The sequence below is a fragment of the Rhodococcus sp. PSi06 genome, assembly GCF_054960675.1.
Window position 1 is genome coordinate 439,014 of the sequence record NZ_JBHNYO010000002.1, and the last position, 19,916, is coordinate 458,929.

General features: G+C 61.3%; 17 protein-coding genes. 9 read left to right on the forward strand and 8 right to left on the reverse strand.

Annotation, left to right across the window (positions count from 1 at the left end; genetic code table 11):
* A complete protein-coding gene (locus ACFI9K_RS04460) occupies positions 1-1,494 on the reverse strand; it encodes a class-II fumarase/aspartase family protein (RefSeq protein ID WP_462662413.1) in 1,494 nt (497 codons plus the stop codon).
* A complete protein-coding gene (locus ACFI9K_RS04465; RefSeq protein WP_462662414.1) occupies positions 1,422-2,798 on the reverse strand; it encodes an SLC13 family permease in 1,377 nt (458 codons plus the stop codon). The genes ACFI9K_RS04460 and ACFI9K_RS04465 overlap by 73 nt, the downstream gene beginning before the upstream one ends.
* A gap of 1,084 nt (positions 2,799-3,882) precedes the next feature.
* Here ACFI9K_RS04465 and ACFI9K_RS04470 point away from each other — a divergent pair.
* The 6 genes from ACFI9K_RS04470 (at position 3,883) to ACFI9K_RS04495 (ending at position 10,953) form a co-directional block, all read left to right on the forward strand.
* The gene (locus ACFI9K_RS04470) at positions 3,883-5,139 is read left to right on the forward strand and encodes a cytochrome P450 (protein WP_462662415.1); all 1,257 of its coding nucleotides are present in this window, start codon (positions 3,883-3,885) and stop codon (positions 5,137-5,139) included.
* Positions 5,139-5,336: a ferredoxin gene (locus ACFI9K_RS04475; RefSeq protein ID WP_135046065.1), complete on the forward strand. Its 198-nt coding sequence runs from the start codon at positions 5,139-5,141 to the stop codon at positions 5,334-5,336. Before ACFI9K_RS04470 ends, ACFI9K_RS04475 begins: the two co-directional genes overlap by 1 nt.
* Entirely contained in the window at positions 5,333-6,526 is a 1,194-nt protein-coding gene (locus ACFI9K_RS04480) for an NAD(P)/FAD-dependent oxidoreductase (protein ID WP_462662416.1), read from the forward strand. Before ACFI9K_RS04475 ends, ACFI9K_RS04480 begins: the two co-directional genes overlap by 4 nt.
* A 199-nt stretch (positions 6,527-6,725) precedes the next feature.
* Entirely contained in the window at positions 6,726-8,360 is a 1,635-nt protein-coding gene (locus tag ACFI9K_RS04485; RefSeq protein ID WP_462662417.1) for a phytoene desaturase family protein, read from the forward strand.
* A gap of 143 nt (positions 8,361-8,503) precedes the next feature.
* Entirely contained in the window at positions 8,504-9,292 is a 789-nt protein-coding gene (locus tag ACFI9K_RS04490; protein ID WP_462662418.1) for a cyclase family protein, read from the forward strand.
* Positions 9,289-10,953, forward strand: a complete 1,665-nt coding sequence (locus ACFI9K_RS04495; RefSeq protein ID WP_462662419.1) for a thiamine pyrophosphate-binding protein — start codon at positions 9,289-9,291, stop codon at positions 10,951-10,953. The genes ACFI9K_RS04490 and ACFI9K_RS04495 overlap by 4 nt, the downstream gene beginning before the upstream one ends.
* Positions 10,954-11,145: 192 nt before the next feature.
* Here the strand turns inward: ACFI9K_RS04495 and ACFI9K_RS04500 are convergent, their stop codons facing one another.
* The 6 genes from ACFI9K_RS04500 to ACFI9K_RS04525 are packed head-to-tail and all read right to left on the reverse strand — an operon-like array spanning position 11,146 to position 17,920.
* Positions 11,146-11,619 (reverse strand): acyl-CoA thioesterase, encoded by a 474-nt coding sequence (locus ACFI9K_RS04500; protein WP_462662420.1) that lies wholly within the window; start codon positions 11,617-11,619, stop codon positions 11,146-11,148.
* Complete coding sequence (locus ACFI9K_RS04505; protein WP_462662421.1) at positions 11,616-13,997, reverse strand: bifunctional salicylyl-CoA 5-hydroxylase/oxidoreductase; 2,382 nt, start codon at positions 13,995-13,997, stop codon at positions 11,616-11,618. The genes ACFI9K_RS04500 and ACFI9K_RS04505 overlap by 4 nt, the downstream gene beginning before the upstream one ends.
* Positions 13,994-15,652, reverse strand: coding sequence for an AMP-binding protein (locus tag ACFI9K_RS04510; protein ID WP_462662422.1), 1,659 nt, complete (start codon positions 15,650-15,652; stop codon positions 13,994-13,996). Before ACFI9K_RS04510 ends, ACFI9K_RS04505 begins: the two co-directional genes overlap by 4 nt.
* Entirely contained in the window at positions 15,649-16,587 is a 939-nt protein-coding gene (locus ACFI9K_RS04515; protein ID WP_462662423.1) for an acyl-CoA thioesterase, read from the reverse strand. The genes ACFI9K_RS04510 and ACFI9K_RS04515 overlap by 4 nt, the downstream gene beginning before the upstream one ends.
* Positions 16,584-17,078: a cupin domain-containing protein gene (locus tag ACFI9K_RS04520; RefSeq protein ID WP_462662424.1), complete on the reverse strand. Its 495-nt coding sequence runs from the start codon at positions 17,076-17,078 to the stop codon at positions 16,584-16,586. The genes ACFI9K_RS04515 and ACFI9K_RS04520 overlap by 4 nt, the downstream gene beginning before the upstream one ends.
* On the reverse strand, positions 17,075-17,920 hold the full coding sequence (locus ACFI9K_RS04525; protein WP_462662425.1) for a fumarylacetoacetate hydrolase family protein: 846 nt from the start codon (positions 17,918-17,920) through the stop codon (positions 17,075-17,077). The genes ACFI9K_RS04520 and ACFI9K_RS04525 overlap by 4 nt, the downstream gene beginning before the upstream one ends.
* Before the next feature lie 105 nt (positions 17,921-18,025).
* Between ACFI9K_RS04525 and ACFI9K_RS04530 the strand changes: the two genes are divergently transcribed.
* The 3 genes from ACFI9K_RS04530 to ACFI9K_RS04540 all read left to right on the forward strand — a co-directional run bounded on the left by ACFI9K_RS04530 (position 18,026) and on the right by ACFI9K_RS04540 (position 19,898).
* A complete protein-coding gene (locus tag ACFI9K_RS04530; RefSeq protein ID WP_462662426.1) occupies positions 18,026-18,439 on the forward strand; it encodes a RidA family protein in 414 nt (137 codons plus the stop codon).
* 186 nt (positions 18,440-18,625) lie between these two features.
* Entirely contained in the window at positions 18,626-19,216 is a 591-nt protein-coding gene (locus tag ACFI9K_RS04535) for a YceI family protein (RefSeq protein WP_462662427.1), read from the forward strand.
* A 1-nt stretch (position 19,217) separates the two neighbouring features.
* Positions 19,218-19,898, forward strand: coding sequence for a hypothetical protein (locus tag ACFI9K_RS04540; protein ID WP_462662428.1), 681 nt, complete (start codon positions 19,218-19,220; stop codon positions 19,896-19,898).
* Positions 19,899-19,916: the final 18 nt, after the last annotated feature.

Here is a 19,916-nt window from a genome sequence, read left to right on the forward strand (position 1 = left end):
TCAGATTCTACTCTCCGTGTCAGAGAACATCCGACGATCTTGCGCGCCGGCGGGGTCATCGTTGCCCACCCCCCGATGTGCTTCGATACGGTCGACTATCGCGCCCGACTGACCCGTATACGTCGACGGGTCCAACAGCGACTCGACGTCGCGTCGAGAAAGACGATCGGATAGTTCCGGTGCCGACAGTAGAAGCTCCTTGAAATCTTGGCCTGAATCTCGGGCCTCCGCAGCCAGTCTGTGGACGAGGCTGTGAGCTCGTAGCCTTCCCATGACCGTGGCGAGGTGCATCATGATGCGTTCCGCGCCTATCAAACCTGCGGAGCCGTCGACGCGAGAACGGAGAGCCTGGGTATTGAACTGCAGCGACGCCAGCAGGTCGTTCATCCGCACAAGAGCCGCGTCGAGCATGATGAAGGATCGTGGAACGAGGTCGTATTCGACCAGGAGCGCCCTGGCATCGCGCTCACCGTCGTGTCCGGGCATTGTCATCAATTGAGCCGCAGTCGATGAGACCAACCGGCACAGCGCGGATATCTCCATGGTGTGAAACGGATTCCGCTTCTGCGGCATCGTGCTGCTGCCGACGCTCCCCTGTGACATCTGCTCGGACACCTCGTCGAGTTCCGGCTTCTGCATGGCGTACAGCTCGTCGGCCATCTGGCCGACCGATGCTGCGAGAATGCCCAGTACCGAGACGATCTCCTGTAACGAATCACGCGAGGAATGCCACGTTATGTCCGGTGCGTTCAGGTCGAGAGCGGCCATCAATTCGGCTTGAACCTGGGAACCGAACTCGCCGAATGACGCCAAAGTTCCCACGGCCCCCGAAAACTGCCCCACCAGCAGGCGCGGGAGGGTCTGGTCGATTCGTTGCAGAGAGCGCTCCAGCTCCACCGCCCAGCGGGCCAACTTGAACCCCAACGTCATGGGGAGCGCATGCTGCCCGTTCGTCCGCCCGACCATCAAGCTGTCCCGGTGCTCGACCGAAAGATCTTTCAGCCGCGAGACCAACCCTGCGACGCCTTCCCTGATTATCGAAGAGGCGTCACGCAACTGCAGCACGAGGGCCGTGTCCATGATGTCCTGGGTCGTGGCCCCCCAATGAACGTACTCGCCGGCATCACCGTCGCATATCCGAGCCAGCGCGTTGACAAGTGGGACGAACGGGTGGCCGGTATACCTCAAATCTTTGACGAACGCTTCCACGTCCAGCAGATCGTACCGGGCCTTACGCTCGATTTCCGATGCAGCGACTTCGGGAATGATACCCATTCGCCCTTGAACGCGTGCGAGGGCGGCTTCTACATTCAACCATTGTTGAACCGTGTTCGAGTCTGCGAAAAGTTCTCGCATGCGGGGCGTAGCAAAGATGTTTTTGTGGAGAAAATTGTCGAACACACCTACTGGCATTTTTTTCCTTAGTTGTAGAAGGGCCAGACGACAGGCAGGACCGAGACCGAAAGTACGAGTCCTATCACTACGAGGGGCCATCCGCAGCGAACCCAGTCCAAAAATCTGACGTTCCCGGGCAGGGTGACCATCATGTTGGCTGGAGTACCCATGGACGTCATGAACGCACTGGCGCACCCAATTACCACCGCCATAACGAGCGCTCTAGGATCAGCGCCCATACCCACACCCATCGATACAGCTACCGGTGCCAGAATTCCAGCAGTGGCAGTATTCGACATGAACTGGGTGAGCACGGCTGCTACAAGGAACATGCCGCCGGTGAGCACGTACGGATTCGCAGCTTCGCCCAACACCGAGATAAAACTGTCTGCCACGAGCTGACTTGCACCCGATGACACGATCGCGCCCGCAAGGGTAAGAATTCCGACAATGAAAAAGATGGTCGACCAATCGATATTCCGGTATATCTCCTTCTCGTTCATGACCCCACAGAGCACCAGCAATGCAACGCAAACGAACCCCACGAGATACGCGGCCACCCCGGTCTGCTCCTCCAGAGCGATTCCCAGCACGAAGACGAAAAACAGTACAACGGTTATGATTTGCTTGCGCCGAGGCAGACGGGCGGCGGGTTCACTTTCCGCCACCTCGAGAACCTGTGCCGATATTCGGTCCGCACCGTTCCCACGACCGCCCCCGGGGTTGGACGATCTCACAGTGCCGCTCACGCCGTCGTCGTCCGAACTGCCGACGACATTCTCCGAGCTGGGTAGCCACTTCCTACCTGCAGAAAGCATATACAGAATCCCGATGACCGTGAAAGGAAGACCGATCCAAGCAAAATCGAAGAATCCGAAGGTTGCCGAACCTGCTGTTTCGAGAGCACCCCTACCAACCAAGTTGTTGGGCGACCCGATCAGCGTTATGGTCCCGCCCAGACTCGACGCGAAAGCGGCCGGCATCAGAATACGACCTGGTGCAATCCCTGTGGACTTGGCGACCGCCATGAATACCGGCAGCATTGCGGCGACAACGCCAAGATTCGGAAGGATTGTTGACATCAAGGCGGTGATGGTCATTATCAGACCGATGACAAATCGCTCCCCGCCGCCACCGTACCGCACCGCCATTCCCGTGACCCATCCACCGATCACGTCGGCTAGCCCGGCCCTGAAGAAGGCAGCGCCGAAGATGAATGCGCAAGTGACCAACAGAATCAGAGGATTGCCAAACATCAGAAAGGCTTCGTCCGCATCGATGATTCCGAATGCGACCAATGCAACAGGGATCAGAATCCCCGTCACAGCCATGGGTGTCCATTCAGTGATCAGAAGCAAGACCACCACAGCCAAAATGCCCAAGGTAATATATTCTGGTGCCATTGTTAACTCTCAGTGCGGAGGAATGATTCGGCCCGGATTATTGAAGCGGACCGGCTCCACAACTATAAGTTCGGTCACACGCCTGCTTGAAGTACCATTTCGCTATGGGCATATAAATCCCAGTGATGTTGTCAGTAGGATGTGCTCATCTGCATAGAGCTGTTCTGTAAACGCAAGCTCCCGCGCCGAGGTCGGCTGCACCGGATGGGCAACTCCGTTCATGGTTCGGGTTCTCCTGGATCAAGACGACCACGCTTCCCCACGCATCACTGTCGAGCCCGTTGCTCTCGGGCGTCACGGGTTTGACTGGATGAGCCCTGCGAACCGGTCGGCCTGCCGGCGTGGCGTGTACTGCATTGCCCCCAGCGCAAGAGCGAGCAGCAGCGCGGCCCACACCCTGTGGTGAACAACGTCGGCGACGGACATTGGTTCAGGCGATGACTGCTGCCGTCCGAACCACTGTCCACCATGCGCGGGGACCTCGAGTGGCGATGAGCGCCGTCAGAAAAGAAAACCGTACTTGCCTGACTGTACTTACTATCACGGCTCGCACAGCACAGGCGGAATCAGGTCCGCAGCCTCAGCAGTCAGCGAAGCACTCTCGCTCACGCCGTCCGGTCGTCGAGCGTTAATGCCTTTCCGATCAGAATGCCCGTCGCAGCCTGTGGGATCTCGCGACCTGAGAGAGTCGTACCAGTCATCTGTGCCGATTCGCCAGAAATCGACGTTGGATCCGCGCGCGTCCGGTCGCAGCTTTGGTCGAGTAACCAGAACCGGAACCAGTCGACGATGTCTGTGGGATCTTCAGGGTACTGGTGACCCCATGCACCGAAGACGAGACGTTCGGGGGCAGAGGCGGCGTCGAATCCCTCAAAGTCACACACCGATCAGCGCGCCGATGGAGACTCACCATCGACGATGATCCGTCGATCGAGCGCCTCTTGACCTGGGACTGTAGTGCCAGCTATACCGCAACGGGCATATCGAACACTCGAATTAGCATTTCTTAGGCAAGGCGGAGAGTGTGACAATCAAGACACTGCCGGTGGTCCTCTTGCCATCGTATTCACTCACGGAGGTTCAGATGACTGTTGATGCCTCGCAGCCCCAGGTGTGTCCTGTTGCCCACGACTTCGATCCACTCGGTGCAAGCTACCTATCCGATCCGTACCAACCTCTCGAATCCCTTCGCGCCGAAAGTCCTGTGCACTACGTGCCATCCCTCGGCTACTGGCTCGTCACGCGCTACGCCGATATCGCTGGAGTGTTCGCCGACCGCGAGACTTTCTCGGAACGCATTGCCCAGGAACCACTTGCACCGTTGAGTGAGGAGGCACGCCAGATTCTCATCAAGGGTGTACGCAACACACCGGTGCTGACCAATTTCGGCGCTCCAGGGCACACCAGAGTCCGTCTCCGTCTCGCACGCCCGTTCCTTCCTCGTCGGGTTGAGCAATTACGCCCACTTATCGAACAACGGGCTGAAGAGCTGATCGACAAGTTCGCCTCGAACGGCAGTGCGGATCTGGTCGAAGCGCTGACTTTCCCGCTCCCTGCCTTGACAGTATTCGGCCTCATCGGTTTCCCTGCCGAAGACGCCGACCAACTCAAATCGTGGTGCGACAACAAGCTCGAAGTCAATTGGGGGCGTCCGTCTCCCGAATACCAGCAGCGGGCAGCGACGAACATGTCGTTGTTCTGGGACTACTGCGAACGATTCGTCGTTACACGACTGTCCGACCCGGCCGATGACCTCACCTCCGAGCTGATCCGCCAACGCGAGACCGATGAAGATGCCCTCGATGATCGCGAGATCACCAGCGTGATCTTCGCGCTGAGCTTCGCCGGACACGAAACCACCACCAATTTGATCGGCAACACTCTGCGCCAGCTGCTCTCGCGACCGGAGCTACTCCTTGCGATCCAAGCCGATCCCAGTGTGATCGACCGAGCGGTCGAGGAGACTCTACGGTTCGATTCATCGGTAGTGGCGTGGCGACGTATCACCACCAAGCCCACAACCATCGGAGGTGTCGAGGTTCCCGAGGGAGCAAAGCTCATGCTCAGCCTTGCGTCCGCGAATCGCGACCCCGAGCAGTTCACGGATCCGGAGACTTTCGATATCGGTCGAAAGAATTCTCGAACACACCTGTCCTTCGGCAAGGGTGCGCACTTCTGCATGGGACAGCACCTCGCACGTGTCGAAGCTCGCGTCGTCATCGAAATGCTCGTCTCTCGCTTGCCCGGACTTCGATTGTCCGATGAACAGCAATGGAGTTTTCCTCCCAACATCTCATTTCGAGGCCCGAAGAAACTACAAGTGGAATGGGATGCCAACTGATGTACATCACCATCGCGCGAGAAAAATGCACTAGTTGCGGCAACTGTGTGTTGGTCGCGCCAGAATTTTTCGATCTCGACGACAACGATGCCCGGGTCGTTCTCATCAAAGAACAACCTGACGAGTCCGAAATCGACACCATCCGCGAGGCCATCATCGATTGCCCCACTGACGTCATCGACCTGGTCGATGCATGACTCGGCACCATGGCACTGTCATTGTCGGTGCTTCCCGGGCAGGCCTCGCCGCCGCTCAAAGTCTTCGCCAGTCCAACGAGGATGAACATGTAATCTTGATCGGCGACGAACGGTGGCTGCCTTACGACCGGACCACTCTGTCCAAAGACGTTCTCGCAGGCCTCGTCTCAGCCGAAGACGCGATGCTGTGCACTGAAGAGCACCTCGACGGCATCGACTCGAGGCTCGGATCGCGTGCAACCGCCTTGAACGTGGCGGAAAGCACGGTGGATCTGGACGACGGTACCGCTGTCCAGTTCGATTCACTCGTCATTGCGACCGGAGCAACTCCGCGACGCCTGACCGGAAGTGCAGGATTAGAGGGTGTCCATGTGCTGCGCACATTGGACGACAGCATCGGATTGGCGGAGGACCTGGCAAAATCAGACCACATTGCTATCGTCGGCGGTGGCTTCATCGGTGCCGAAATAGCCTCTACTGCAACGGCTCTTGGCCATCGAGTGACACTGGTGGAAGCCGGGCCGGCACCGATGTCCGCCGTGTTGGGGACCCAGATCGGGCAGTGGTCTGCTCAGTTGCACCGTAGTAATGGCGTCGACGTGCGCACCGACGTGCGAGTAGACGGTATTACCAGCCGTCTGGGTCGGGCCAACGGACTCACTCTTTCCGATGGGTCGTCAGTAGTAGCAGACCTTGTTGTCATGGGCGTAGGCGTCACGCCAAACGTGGGCTGGCTGGCCGGCAGCGGACTTCGTCTCGACAACGGCGTTATGTGCGACGACAGACTTCGAGCAGGTCCGGGCATATACGCCGCAGGTGACGTTGCATGCTGGCCCAATCCCATGTTCGACCGAACCATGCGCATCGAACACTGGACAAATGCCAGTGAGCAAGGTGCCGCGGTGGGTCGGGCGATCGCAACTGGGGAGGATCGCACTTTCGCGCCCGTCCCGTACGTGTGGTCCGATCAGTACAACCTTCGGTTTCAGCTCTACGGAGATGTTGCCGGAGCCGACGCAGTACGGATTGTTTCCGGCTCGCTGGAAGAAACACCGCTGATTGCGCTTTATGGTCGGCAGAACCGACTGGTGGCAGCCTTGGGCGTGAACGCGGCGAAAGATCTACTCAAATATCGCCGATTGATCACACAGCAGACCTCATGGGACGATGTCGCGGCCGAAATGGTCTGAGCCTGAGGCCTTCTTGCTTCACTTTTCGGCCCTTTCGGCGGAGACCTTCGCACCAACGTCACGCGGAACGGTATCGAATAAACGCTTGCGGACACCGGGAGCTACATCTCAAGACGGACGAGGGCGGAGCAAAGGCTGTTACCGGTGAACCAAGTGACTACCGTGGCATCATGAAAGAACTCGAGAACCGGATCAGCGGGTGAGCAGCCGCATGTTCGACGCCATCGTGGTCGGTGCGGGAATCAACGGGATGGTCGCTGCCGCAGAACTTGCCGGCGCGGGATGGTCGGTCGCCCTGGTAGACGAACGCGAGAAGCTGGGCGGGTTCATCACGTCGGAGCCGTTGACCCGCCCTGGCTTCGTGCACGACACCTTCAGTTCCTGGCACCCCTTGTTCGTTACCGGCGGCGCGTACGCAACGCTCGGAAATGACCTGCACCGTCATGGCCTCGCGTATTCCAACACCGACGGAGCTATCACAGCTGCCGTGTCCGACCGCGGCGTCGCAGTGGCACATCGCAACCCGGAGGAGACCGCCCGAAGCTTCGAGCACGAGCAGGATCGAGTGGCGTACTCGGTGATGTTGGCAGATCTCGAACGTTGGGCCCCACATGCGTTCGGCGCACTGAGCTCAGAATTGCGGCCTTTGGATCTCGCTCGACTTGGTGCATCGATGGCGCGCGCACTCGGCAAGGACGGCAGCATCGATATGCTGCGAGCTACGGCACAGAGCGGGCGGGCGCTGATCCGTGAGCGCTTCAGTGGTTTCGAGGCCGATCACCTCTGGACTCCCTGGCTACTGCATGCAGGCCTGTCGCCCGACCACGCGACCGGTGGGTTGATGCTGCCGATCATGGCTTCTACTATGCATGCGGCCGGACTTCCGGTGGTTACCGGTGGTGCGGACAATTTCGTGACCGCGTTCGCACGCGTGCTCAGCGAGCGCGGGGTAACGGTAATTCTCGACCAGTCCGTCCGGCACATCGAGATTCGCTCGGGCCGCGCCGTAGCAGTGCATCTGGCGGACGAGAGACTCTCGGCCGCACGGGCCGTCCTGTCGTCGACAGGAACTCCCAGACTCTACGACAACCTGCTCGATCCTTCGGTCGTTCCTGCCGCAGGCCGCCGTGCAGCCGATCGGCATCGTCCGGGCCGCGCTGCGATGCAACTGCATTTCGCGCTGGACCGTCCCGTCCGGTGGTCGGATTCGCGACTGGACGAGGTGCCGCTGGTACACATCGGAAACGGGGCGTCCAGCACCGGAATCGCCTGCGCACAAGCCGAATCAGGTCTGCTTCCCGCAGCTCCCACGATCGTGGTCGGCCAACAATGCGTACTTGATCCGAGCCGGGCTCCCGCGGGCAAGGCCACCCTGTGGGTGCAACTTCAGGAACTACCGTTCACGCCGAAAGGTGATGCCGCGGGCACGATTTCGACGGACGGTACGTGGAGTACCGGCACGACGGCGGCATACGTCGATCGGGTCCTGGACTCGATCGAGCGCTTCGCACCTGGTCTACGTGCGACCGTGTTGGACTCGCATTCCATTCCGCCGCCCGCACTGGCGGCGGCGAACGCCAACGCCGTCGCAGGCGATCCCTACGGCGGTGCGGCCGAAATCGACCAATCGCTGGTCTGGCGTCCCGGTACCGGGACGGGCCACCGCACCGGCATAGACGGACTGTTCCACATCGGCGCTTTCACGCACCCCGGACCAGGGCTCGGCGGTGGTTCGGGGCACCTTGTTGCTCAGCAACTGCTCGCGCCATCTCGTCGCACACGCGGTATCGGTCGAATTCGCGATGCAATCGAGAAATTAACATCGAACAGATGACGGAAGTCACCAAGGCGCTATATGGTCGTGATGTTCGGTCACCGGCGGGGTTCTGCCACGCCTACGGCAGCGCGGCACATAGGTACGAGATCTCGACGCAGCCGAAAAAGGATCATGTACAGAACCAACGAAAGGCTCGACAGATGACAACTCCAGCGACAACCTCGACGCTCACGAACCTGCTGACCGAGCTGGCGAACGGCGCGATACGCGTCGTCGACCTCACTGCACCCCTGTCGTCGACCACACCGGTGCTGGCGCTGCCTGCACCGTTCGCAAACACGATCTCCCTGTCACTCGAGCCCGTCAGCGACTTCGACGATGCAGGCCCAGGCTGGGGATGGAACAACATTCACACCGGCGAACACACCGGAACGCACGTCGATGCGCCCGCCCACTGGGCAACCGGCCGCAGCGGTCACACCGTCGACACGATCCCCCCGTCGCGCCTCGTCGGTCCCGCAGTCGTGCTCGACTTCACCGCCGAGGTCGCATCGAACCCGGACTTCCTGCTCGAGCCCGCCCATCTGGAGGAGTTCGTGGCGAAGAACGGTCCGCTTCCGGACAACGCCTGGCTGGTCTTCCGCACCGGATGGAGTGCTCGAAACCAGAGCGCAGAAGAGTTTCTCAACTCCGACGACGACGGCCCACACACTCCAGGTGTATCGGTAGCAGGCGCGGAATGGCTGGCCGCTTCGGCGATCTCCGGATTCGCCGTCGAGACCGTGGGAGTCGACGCCGGCCAAGCAGCGGCGATGGAACCGATGTTCCCCGTCCACCACCATTTGCTCGGCGCGGACAAGTACGGGGTCACCCAACTGCAGAACCTGGATCAGCTCCCCGTGACGGGTGCGGTACTCGTGGTTTCACCACTACCCATCGTCGGTGGAACTGGTTCTCCTGCACGCGTTCTCGCGTTCGTGCCGGCATGACGCGCACGGTAGCGCACCTGGTGGCGGACGTGCTCGCCGATCTCGGCGTCGGCCACGTGTTCGGTGTGGTCGGTAGCGGCAACTTCGACGTCACCAACGCCCTGATCGCACGCGGCATCCCCTACACCGCAGCACGCCACGAAGGAGGCGCCGCATCGATGGCTGATGGATTCGCCCGCCTTGCAGCACTACCCGCAATCGTCAGCGTGCACCAGGGGTGCGGGCTGACGAATGCAATGACCGGCATCGGCGAGGCCGCCAAGAGCCGCACCCCCGTCATCGTGTTGGCCGCAGACGTCGCAGCCTCGTCTAGATTGTCGAACTTCCGCATCGACCAGGACGCACTGGCCCGCAGCGTCGGTGCTGTGTCCGAGCGAGTCCACTCAGCGGCTACCGCCGTCGCGGACGTGACCCGAGCGTGGCAGACCGCCGTGCACGACCGTCGTACCGTGGTGCTCAACTTCCCGCTCGACGTACAGTCCGCTCCCGCACCGGACCACGCCGGGACCGTCCCGCGACCCGCGGCTCCCGAGCCGGTGCGTCCGGCACAGTCGGCAGTCGAACAGTTCGCGGCTCTACTTGCGGTTGCGTCGCGACCGGTGTTCGTCACAGGCCGCGGCGGCCGCGGTGCGGGCCCGCAGATCTCGGCTCTGGCCCAACGTGCCGGGGCGCTCGTGGCTACCTCGGCAGTCGCAAACGGCCTCTTTCGGGGTGAAGAATTCGATCTGGGAATCTCCGGCGGATTCTCCGCTCCGCTGACCGCACGACTGATCGCCGACGCAGACCTCGTGGTGGGGTGGGGATGCGCATTGAACATGTGGACGATGCGACACGGATCCCTTATCGGGCCCGAAGCACGAGTGGTCCAGATCGACGACACCGCGTCCGCACTCGGTGCACATCGCCCCATCGACCTCGGAATCCACGGCGACTGCGCAACCACCGCGATCGACGTTCTCGCCGAGATGACTCGTACTACCGAGCCGCGCATCGGCTACCGGACGCCAGAGGTCTCGACCGAGCTCTCTGCCCATCGCTGGTGGAACGACACCGAGACTCCGGACCTGTCCACATCCGAGACCATCGACCCACGGCCGTTCACAAAGGCCTTGGACGAGATTCTGCCCGCAGAACGGGTCGTGGCCATCGACTCGGGAAACTTCATGGGCTACCCGTCGACGTACCTGCGTGTTCCCGACCACATGGGTTTCTGCTTCACCCAGGCGTTCCAAAGCATCGGTTTGGGGCTCTCCAGCGGCATCGGCGCAGCGTTGGCTCAACCCGACCGTCTCGCCGTGATCGGAACCGGCGACGGCGGCTTCATGATGGGCCTCTCGGAACTCGAAACCGCTGTCCGACTGAAACGTCCGATGTTGATAGCGGTGTACAACGACGCGGCATACGGCGCAGAGGTGCACCACTTCCAACACCTACCCAATGATGGAATGCCCGCGGACCTGTCGACGGTCACCTTCCCTGATGTCGATATCGCCGCTGCTGCAAGAGGACTCGGTGCCCGCGGCGTCACCGTACGAACTCTCGCCGATCTGGACGAGGTACGTCGCTGGGTCCTATCACCGGACGGCGTCATGGTAATCGACGCCAAAATCGCAGCAGACGGCGGCGCATGGTGGCTCGCCGAGGCATTCAAGGGCCACTGAGCCGAATCGATCCTGCTATCCCTTCCGGGCCGTGGACACTGTCGCATGGCCCGGAAGGTCGGCAGATCCTGTCCGCCTTTGATTTGCAGTCATCAGGTGCTGGCCATGGCCAACCTGAAAGATGCACGCGAGAGGGTACAACAGGCCTTCTGCCCGATGGGGTTCATCCCACCTCGGGCGGCTTTGCCGGTTTTACAGCGCCGAGTTCGGTCTCAGCCCGTCGCGGATTCTTGCGTCCTGAGTGGGCTCTGTAGGCGCCGCCATCAGAGCCTGCAACACCTCTCGCCACTGCGACGGCCACGGCGCGGCCGCGGCCCCCGAAACTGCGCGGTCGATGTGCACCGTCACGTAAGAGCCACTCGCCGCGAGTGATCGGCCTCGCCCCTCGAACGCCTCACCCCAGATCGAGAACTCGAAACGCATCGACGACGACCCGAGGTATGCGATGTCGAGGTCCGTCGTAACCTCTTGTCCGAAATACAGAGGCGCGTGGAAATCGACCTCGTACCGTACGCGTGGGACCACCGGAAAATAGCCGACGAGGCCGCACTCGCGAACGAGTGCGGCCTCGGCAGATTCGACGAACCGGATGACTGTGCTGTTGTGGTAGATGCCCGCGGCATCGGTGTCCACCCATTCGACCCGGCCTGTCAGCGAGAAAGTCATGCGGGCACTGTACTTCTCGGACGCCAGCGAACATGGGCGGAGTTGTCGGCACCGTCCCGCAGCAGCGACAGGCGAGGCGGAACTTTGTCGGTGCGGGATGTCGGTGGGCGACGCCGACCCGCGTGCCACTGCACAGGCCACTGTGCGCCGGGCCCTCGGTACTCCTGCTCCGCAGCAGCATGCAGTGTCCACTGTGGGTCGTAGAGGTGCGGGCGACCGAGTGCGCAGATGTCCGCTCGGCCGGCCAGAAGAATGGAATTGACATCGTCGTACGACGAGATTGCGCCCACTGCGATCACGGCCACCCCAGCAGCCGCGGCGACCTCGTGACGTATCCGATCGGCGAACGGCGTCTGATACGACCGACCGAACGCCGGCTTCTCGTCCTTGGTCACCTGACCGGACGACACATCGATGGCCGCTGCCCCGTGTTCGACGAACGCCCGCACGATTTCGATGGCATCGTCCACGGTGTTTCCGTCCGGTGTCCAGTCGGTCGCCGAGATACGCACCGAAACAGGGAAATTGGACGGTACCGCGCTTCGGACGGCATCGAAAACCTCGAGCGGGAACCGCAAACGGTTCTCCAGGCTACCGCCGTAGGAGTCCGTTCTGACGTTCGCGATCGGAGACAGGAACGACGACAGCAGATACCCGTGTGCCGCATGAACTTCGATCAAATCGAAACCAGCGGCAACGGCGCGCTCAGCCGAGGCGACAAAATCCGCGATCACCACATCCATGTCCTCGCGGGTAGCTTCACGCGGAACATGACATCCGTCGCCGTACGGCAAAGGCGACGGTCCGATCGGCTCCCAATTCCCTGATTCGAGCGGCTCGTCGATTCCGTCCCACATCAGCTTCGTCGAGCCTTTGCGACCCGAATGACCGACCTGCACTCCGATTTTTCCAGCACTGTTGGCGTGCACGAACGATGTCACCCGGGCCCAGGCATCGCGTTGTTCGTCCGTCCACAGTCCTGGGCAGCCCAGCGTGATCCGGGCTTCCGGCGATACGCACACCATCTCGGTCATGAGCAGACCTGCTCCACCGAGTGCTTTGGATCCGAGGTGGACGAGATGGAACTCCCCGGGTAGACCGTCCACCGCCGAGTACATGTCCATCGGCGAGAGCATGATGCGGTTGACCAAAGTCAGTTCACCGATTTTGACCGGCTGAAACATCGCAGGAGCGGGCTCGAGCACAGGTTCACCGGCGACGGAATCGGCAAACCGCTGCTGCACCAGTGCGGCGAACTCATCGTCGCGCTCACCGAGATTCTCGAACGTAATTCTGCGAGAACGGGTCAACAAATTGAAGACGAACTGTGTGTCTTCCTGATCGGCGTACAAACCGATGTTCTCGAACCACTCCAACGACGCCTGCGCCGCCCGCTGGGTGCTCTCCACCACCGGCTTGCGCTCGGTCTGATAGGCAGCCAGCGCGTCGGCGATGTCGAAATGTTCGTGCACGCAGGCGGCCAGGGCCAACGCGTCCTCCATTGCGAGCTTGGTGCCCGATCCGATGGAGAAGTGGGCCGTGTGCGCCGCGTCGCCCAGCAGTACCACGTTGTCGTCGAACCACCGCTCGTTACGAACAGTCTGGAACGACAACCACTTCGAGTTGTTGGTCAGAATATCGTGACCACCGAGATCATCCGCGAAGATCTCCCGAATACGATCCACCGCGTAGGTGTCGGACACTCCCGGCGGGAATTGTGTTTCCTCGGTCGAGTCGAAACCTGCTCGCCGCCAAACATCCTCGTGCATCTCGACGATGAACGTCGAACCCTGATCGGAGTACGGATAGCCATGGATCTGCATCGTCCCGAACTCGGTATGTCTGACGAGGAATTGGAACGCCTCGAATACCTTGTCGGTACCCAACCAGATGTACTTGTTATGGCGACGGTCGAGTGTCGGCCGGAACGCATCCGCGTAGCGGGTGCGGACGGCAGAATTGATGCCGTCGCAGGCGATCACCAAGTCGTACGATGCTCGCAAAACGTCGGTATCGGGTGCATGGGTCTTGTACTGCACCTCGATGCCCAGCTCGGCGACGCGCTGCTGGAGGATGGCCAGCAATTCCTTGCGGCTCATCGCCGCGAATCCCTGCCCACCTACTGTGTATGACCGGCCGTCGATCTCGACGTCGATGTCCGTCCAGCGAGCGAATCGGCGCTCCATCTCGGTGTGCACGACGGCGTCGGCACCCTCGATACTGCCGAGTGTCTCGTCCGAGAACACGACACCGAATCCGAACGTGTCTTGGGGCGCGTTACGTTCCCAGACGTCGATGACGTGACGTGCATCGAGTTGCTTGGCCAGGGCGGCGAAGTACAGACCGCCGGGACCTCCACCCACGATGGCAATCCTCATGGTGTGTTCTCCTCTATCGTTTCGCGAAGTTTGAAATGCTGTAGTTTGCCGCTCGAATTTCTCGGCAGAGCATCGATGAAGCGAATTCTTCTGGGGTACTTGTACGGTGCCAGTTCCGCTTTGACGTGATCTTGAATGGACTTGACGGCCGCCGCGTCGTGGACAACTCCCGCACGAAGAACCACGAACGCGCTGACGATCTGGCCGCGTTCTGCGTCGGCCTCGGCAATGACGGCCGCGTCCACGACGTCCGGATGCATGTCGATGCACGCCTCAACTTCAGGCGCGCCGATGTTGTAACCCGAGGACACGATCATGGAATCGGTTCGAGCGCAGTAGAAGAAGTAACCGTCCTCGTCGCGGTAGAAGGTGTCACCGGTGACGTTCCACCCGTTCTCGACCCGCTCGTGCTGACGATCGTCGGCCAGGTATCGGCACCCGACCGGACCGATCACCGCCAGTCGACCCGGTATACCCGCCGGCACCGGCTCGCCGTCGTCACCGAGTATGACGGCCCGATAGCCGGGCAGCGGCTTACCGGTCGAACCCACGCGTGTCTCGCTCGCCGCAGCGGTCGACAAGAAAATGTGCAGAAGTTCGGTGGCACCGATCCCGTCGACGATCTCGAGACCCACGGCGTCTCGAATACCGTTCCATACCCCTGCCGAGATGTGCTCCCCTGCGCTGACTGCGACCCGGAGATCGGCCAGCTGCGTTATCTTCCCAGCCTTGATGATTTGCTTGTATGCAGTGGGGGCGGTGGCCAGGACCGTTACCCCCTCGCTGTGCACCACATCGGCCAGTTCGGCAGGTGCCACCGCATCGGTGAGCAGTGCACAGGCACCAGCTCTCAGCGGGAACACCACCAGCATCCCCAGACCGAACGTGAACGCCATCGGCGCAGTGCACGCGACCACGTCGTCCGGTCGGAGACCGAGACCGTGTTTGCCGAACGTGTTATCTATCGACAGCACGTCGCGGTGAAAGTGCATCGTGATCTTCGGGGTTCCGGTACTCCCGGACGTCGGACACAGCAATGCGACGTCGTCTGCCGCGGTATCCACGGCCACGAAGTCGGTCGGCTTGCCCGCCGAACGAACCATCAGATCGCCGGAGTCGTCTCCTCCGAAGGGAACCACCACCAGTTCGGGATGTCCCTCGTCGCGCACGGTGTGCAGATCGTGCGCGAATCGCGCGTCCACCAGTACGATGACCGGGCGTGTCTTGTCCACGATCGGAGCCAGTTCGCGGGAGCGAAGCGCGCTCATCACCACGACGGCTATCCCGCCGGCTTCGATGATCGCGAGCCACGCGGCTACTGCTATCGGTGTGTTCGGTGAACGCAGCAGGACACGGTTTCCGGGTACGAGACCGAGGTCCTCGGTGAGCACGCGGGCGATCCGGTGCGTGTGGTCTCGAAGCTCGCCGAGCGTCCACGCGATTCCCGCCGGGGTTCGAAGAGCGTGGTGATGCTCGCCGAATTGTTCGACCGCGCGCTCGATGAGCTCAGCTCCCGCGTTGAGCCGCTCAGGGTATTGCAGTTCCGGGGTCGTGAATTCGAGGATCGGCCACAATTCGGCGGGCGGAAGGTTGTCTCGCGCAAACGTGTCAACGTGTGCGCTAGGGGTGAGCACTTGTACTGTGTCCGCGGTCATTGCACGGCTCCTGTCGTCTCGGCATCGATCATGCCCTCCTGGACGACGGTGGCCAGGTGGATTCCCTCGGGGGTGAAGAACTTGCCCAAACCGACGCCGCGACCTCGATCGGCGGCGACCGCGTCCTGGGCGTAGAGCAACCAGCCGTCCATCGCTCCAGGCTCTGGGGTTCGGTGGAACCACATCGCGTGATCGAGACTGGCTGTGACGAGCCCCTTCTCTGCCCACGGGTGCCCCAGTGCACGAAGTACCGGCTCGAGGATGGTGTAGTCGCACACGTACGCGAGCGCGGCGAGGTCCCTCTGAGCATCGGACAAGCCATCCACCGGACGTAACCGGTCGAAGGGCCGCACCCAGATGGCCTGATGCGGGCTGCACCCGCCCTCGATGTCGACGTAGATCGGTCCCGGAACATGCCGCATATCGAAGCTGCGGCCGGCCGACCAGTAGTCCTTCGAAACCGTGGTCATCGTGTTCTCATCCGAGATGGAATGGTCTGCCAGGTACTCCGCCGACGTCGGAAGTGATTCGGGTGCCGGAACATTCGCGGGCACTGCGCTGCTCAAAGACCCACTATGACCGCCGGCCGCGAAGGACACCGTGCCGATGTAGGTGACTTTGTCGTTTTGATACGCGCGCACCTGCCGGGTGGCGAATCGGCGACCATCGCGAATCAACTCCACGTCGTAGTGCACCTGCGCATCGATGTCGACGGGCCGCAAGAAGTACGAGTGCATCGAGTGCATCGACTTGCCGTCGGTCACCGAACGCATGGCCGCGGCTGCGGCCTGAGCGACCATGTCACCGCCGTACGCCTTGGGCCACGGACACGCCTGAGTCCGTGCCGTGAAACCGACGTCGGCTCGACGCGGCTCGGCCTCGGTCAAGGTCACGCACCGGGTGAACATGGCGGAGGTCGCCACCGACTGCGTCACGGCCGGTTCGACCAGTCACGAAGCGAATCATCGTCCACCTCAGGCAGATTGACGACGATATTGTCCGGTGTACGCGTGGTCAGCCAGTGCAACGGCTCGGTGCGACTGAGATTGCACTCGATGTGCGGCATGAACGGCGGCACGAACACCCAGTCGCCCTCGTTCATGTCGATGTACTCCGAGTAGTTCTCGCCGAAGTAGATGCGGGCATGACCCGAGAGGACGTAACCACCGGTCTCGGCCTCTCCGTGATGATGTGCGAGAGAACGATATCCGGGTTCGTTACTCACCTTGCCGTACCAAATCTTCGTGGCCGGTGTGTGTTGCGGACTGACGCCAGAGATTCGTAGCGCGCCCTCCGTCTGTCCGGTGCGGCCGTCTTCCTCGCCGGCCCGGGTCACCACAGGAACAACCTGACCACCCGCGCTCGCATACGTCGAGTTGTCGCCTTCCAGGCGGTATCCGGCGTTGGAATCGAACTGGGTTGTCATTCTGTTCTCCTTGCTCCTGAGGCCGGCTCGGTGACCCGGACTGTGTTGGTGAGGGTGCCGATGGCCTCGATCTCCGTTTCGAGAACGTCGCCGTCGGCGAGGAACCAAGCAGGCTCACGGGCCATGCCAATTCCGCCAGGAGTGCCGGTGAGTACGAGATCACCGGCACGCAGGGTAGTGAAAGTCGATATGTACGAGAGGAGTTCGGCAGAATCGAACACCAACGTGCGGGTGCTGTCCCGCTGTACCTCGACGCCGTTGACCCGGCACGTGATTGTGAGTCCGGCAGTCGGGTCGATTTCGTCTGCGGTGACGATGACCGGGCCGACCGGAGTTGTTGCGTCCCAAGCTTTTCCTTGAAACCACTGCAGGGTGCGCCGCTGCCAATCGCGCATCGAGACATCGTTCGCGACGGTGTAACCCAGGATTCCCTCGGCTGCCTCGGCGCGTGAAGCACGCGTCAGCGTCCGGCCCACGACCACGGCCAGTTCGGCTTCCCAGTCTGCGCTGACGTCGTCTGATATCACCACGTCGTCCGTCGGCCCGATCAGAGAGTCCGCGAACTTCGCGAACAGGGTCGGGTGGGTCGGCAAGTCGCGACCGGTCTCGGCGATGTGATCACCGTAATTCAATCCGCAGCAGATCACCTTGGTCGGTGCCGGCAGAGGAAGGACGAGTTGACCGGTCACCCCCGGGCCCTCGACAACGCCAGAGGTCGGCGCAGTCCAGCCCGTGCGAAGCAGCTCGGACAACGAAGGCGCAGGTAGCGCAACCCAGCCATCTGCACGTGCTGCCGCTGCAACGGTGTCCCCGCTGTCGAGTTCGAGTGTTGCGAGCCTCATCCAAATCCTTCCGACTGATCGTGTATTGAGTTTTGCACGATCGTCGAAAGTGCGCAATACTTGTTCTCAACCAACAGTTCCGACGACCCTCGGGAAGGACCATTCATGGCCCACTACACCGTCAATCCGCCCCAACTGCCGACACCCAAAGGGTTCTCCCACGGGACGCTGGCAGGGAACACGCTCTACCTTGGTGGGCAGACAGCTCTCGACAAGGACATGAACATCGTGCCCGGCGGGATAGTGGAACAATTTCGCCAGTCCTTCTCGAATGTTTTGACCACGTTGGCCGCATCGGGTGGACAGCCCGAAGACCTGGTGAATATCACGATTTTTCTCACCGACATTCCCGACTATCAGGCGCACGGTCGGGAGATCGGACTCGTGTGGCGCGAACTCGCCGGGCCTGTCTATCCGGCGATGGCCGGAATCGGAACCACGGGCCTGTGGCAAGCGGATGCTCTGATCGAAATCACAGCGGTAGCAGTGATTCCCGAGGATCGCTTGATCCGTCCTTAGGACGCGTATCGACGCGAGCGGCGACCCTCCCGCCATCTCAGGGCAGATGAGATTGCTGTACGAGCACTCTCGAGGGCGGATGCTCAGCAGTCTCCGGGCTGCCGACAATTACTCGGGTCCAGCGATCGACACGCTCGGATGCGACAGACGTACATTCGTAATACACGACTTGGAGGCTAGAAAGACATGACGCAAGTATCCGGCGATTACATGACGGGCACGTGGGTGATAGATCCACAGCGAAGTGCGGTCAAGTTTTCGATCAGCCACTTGATCGCGAAGAAAGTGCACGGTGTGTTCACCGAGTTCGACGGCCAGATCGTCACTCGTCCCGATGTCACCCAGACTGCCGTCCAGGCAAGCGTCCAAGTGCGGTCGATGGATACTTTCAATGCCAAACGCGATGAGGGAACGCTCGCCAAGGACCCGTTCGATGCGAATAACCACCCAGCCATTACCTACACTTCGACCTCGATCGAACCCAGTGGCAACGAAGTTCGAGTCCACGGCTCTCTCACCGTTCGCGGCGTTACCCGCCCGGTAACGTTGGCGGTGACGCAGCTTCGGTTCGAGCGCGATGCCGACGTGCGTTACAACGTTCGATTTCGTGCTGAAGGGCAGGTGAATCGTCAGGACTTCGGAGTCCGCTTCCCTGTTCCGCTGGATCGACAGGGCGTCTTGGCGGGCAATCGGATCGACATCGAGCTCGAAGTCACTGCTGGGCTGCTCGACGACCGTGACTATGGTGTCGTGCCGGCAAAAGGCCTAGGTGATTGAGGTGGACGCCGTCAGCTTCGATAAGTTCCCCTTCGTCGTTGTAGTCAGTGCAGATGCAACCTCGCGCGAGCAAGCGACACGGTGGACTGGCGTCGTCAGCTCCACCGACGCGCTCGCGCGACCGCTGACAGGGTTCGGCGGAGCGATCTGGCTCGGCCAGGGCCGGGCGCTCGGCCCGCCCTCCACCCCCGAAATCGAACTTCTCATGGGGTTTACTTTCTGGCGCAGTAGCAGCGACGCCGACGCGTTTTCCGCAGAACTGGATCGCACGCAACGCGAGAACCAGGTCGATGAAGAACTCTTCATAGACGAAGGCATCTATCAGTTCAGCGCCACGGTGACGGCAAACGACGTCACTCCCATCGAGGCCTCGGGTCATCAAACCGGGTTGGCGACCGAGGTCATCAAAATGACACCCGTCAGCGGCAAACAAGGATGGGTCGGCGAGTACAACGAGAGCGAAACACGCGACCACATCAAGAATTTGAACGGCTTCGTTTCGGCAAGCTTCTTTCGCGACCTCCGGAGCGATCGTATAGTCGAGTATGTGCAATGGCGTTCCGCCGCCGACCCGACAGCTGCATTCGGCGACGCGCGCTTTGCCGAGCACCTGAGCGTGAACAGCCACTACTCGGACGGAGAGGCTTTTCTCTTCCGAGAACGATTGGCCGGCGACACATAGATTCGTTACGCCAACCGC

Bases quoted from the DNA above. Each gene is read 5' to 3' on its own strand.
- ACFI9K_RS04460 (WP_462662413.1), bottom strand. From the start codon at position 1,494: ATGGCCCCTCGTAGTGATAGGACTCGTACTTTCGGTCTCGGTCCTGCC.
- ACFI9K_RS04465 (WP_462662414.1), bottom strand. From the start codon at position 2,798: ATGGCACCAGAATATATTACCTTGGGCATTTTGGCTGTGGTGGTCTTG.
- ACFI9K_RS04470 (WP_462662415.1), top strand. From the start codon at position 3,883: ATGACTGTTGATGCCTCGCAGCCCCAGGTGTGTCCTGTTGCCCACGAC.
- ACFI9K_RS04475 (WP_135046065.1), top strand. From the start codon at position 5,139: ATGTACATCACCATCGCGCGAGAAAAATGCACTAGTTGCGGCAACTGT.
- ACFI9K_RS04480 (WP_462662416.1), top strand. From the start codon at position 5,333: ATGACTCGGCACCATGGCACTGTCATTGTCGGTGCTTCCCGGGCAGGC.
- ACFI9K_RS04490 (WP_462662418.1), top strand. From the start codon at position 8,504: ATGACAACTCCAGCGACAACCTCGACGCTCACGAACCTGCTGACCGAG.
- ACFI9K_RS04495 (WP_462662419.1), top strand. From the start codon at position 9,289: ATGACGCGCACGGTAGCGCACCTGGTGGCGGACGTGCTCGCCGATCTC.
- ACFI9K_RS04500 (WP_462662420.1), bottom strand. From the start codon at position 11,619: ATGACTTTCTCGCTGACAGGCCGGGTCGAATGGGTGGACACCGATGCC.
- ACFI9K_RS04505 (WP_462662421.1), bottom strand. From the start codon at position 13,997: ATGAGGATTGCCATCGTGGGTGGAGGTCCCGGCGGTCTGTACTTCGCC.
- ACFI9K_RS04510 (WP_462662422.1), bottom strand. From the start codon at position 15,652: ATGACCGCGGACACAGTACAAGTGCTCACCCCTAGCGCACACGTTGAC.
- ACFI9K_RS04520 (WP_462662424.1), bottom strand. From the start codon at position 17,078: ATGACAACCCAGTTCGATTCCAACGCCGGATACCGCCTGGAAGGCGAC.
- ACFI9K_RS04525 (WP_462662425.1), bottom strand. From the start codon at position 17,920: ATGAGGCTCGCAACACTCGAACTCGACAGCGGGGACACCGTTGCAGCG.
- ACFI9K_RS04530 (WP_462662426.1), top strand. From the start codon at position 18,026: ATGGCCCACTACACCGTCAATCCGCCCCAACTGCCGACACCCAAAGGG.
- ACFI9K_RS04535 (WP_462662427.1), top strand. From the start codon at position 18,626: ATGACGCAAGTATCCGGCGATTACATGACGGGCACGTGGGTGATAGAT.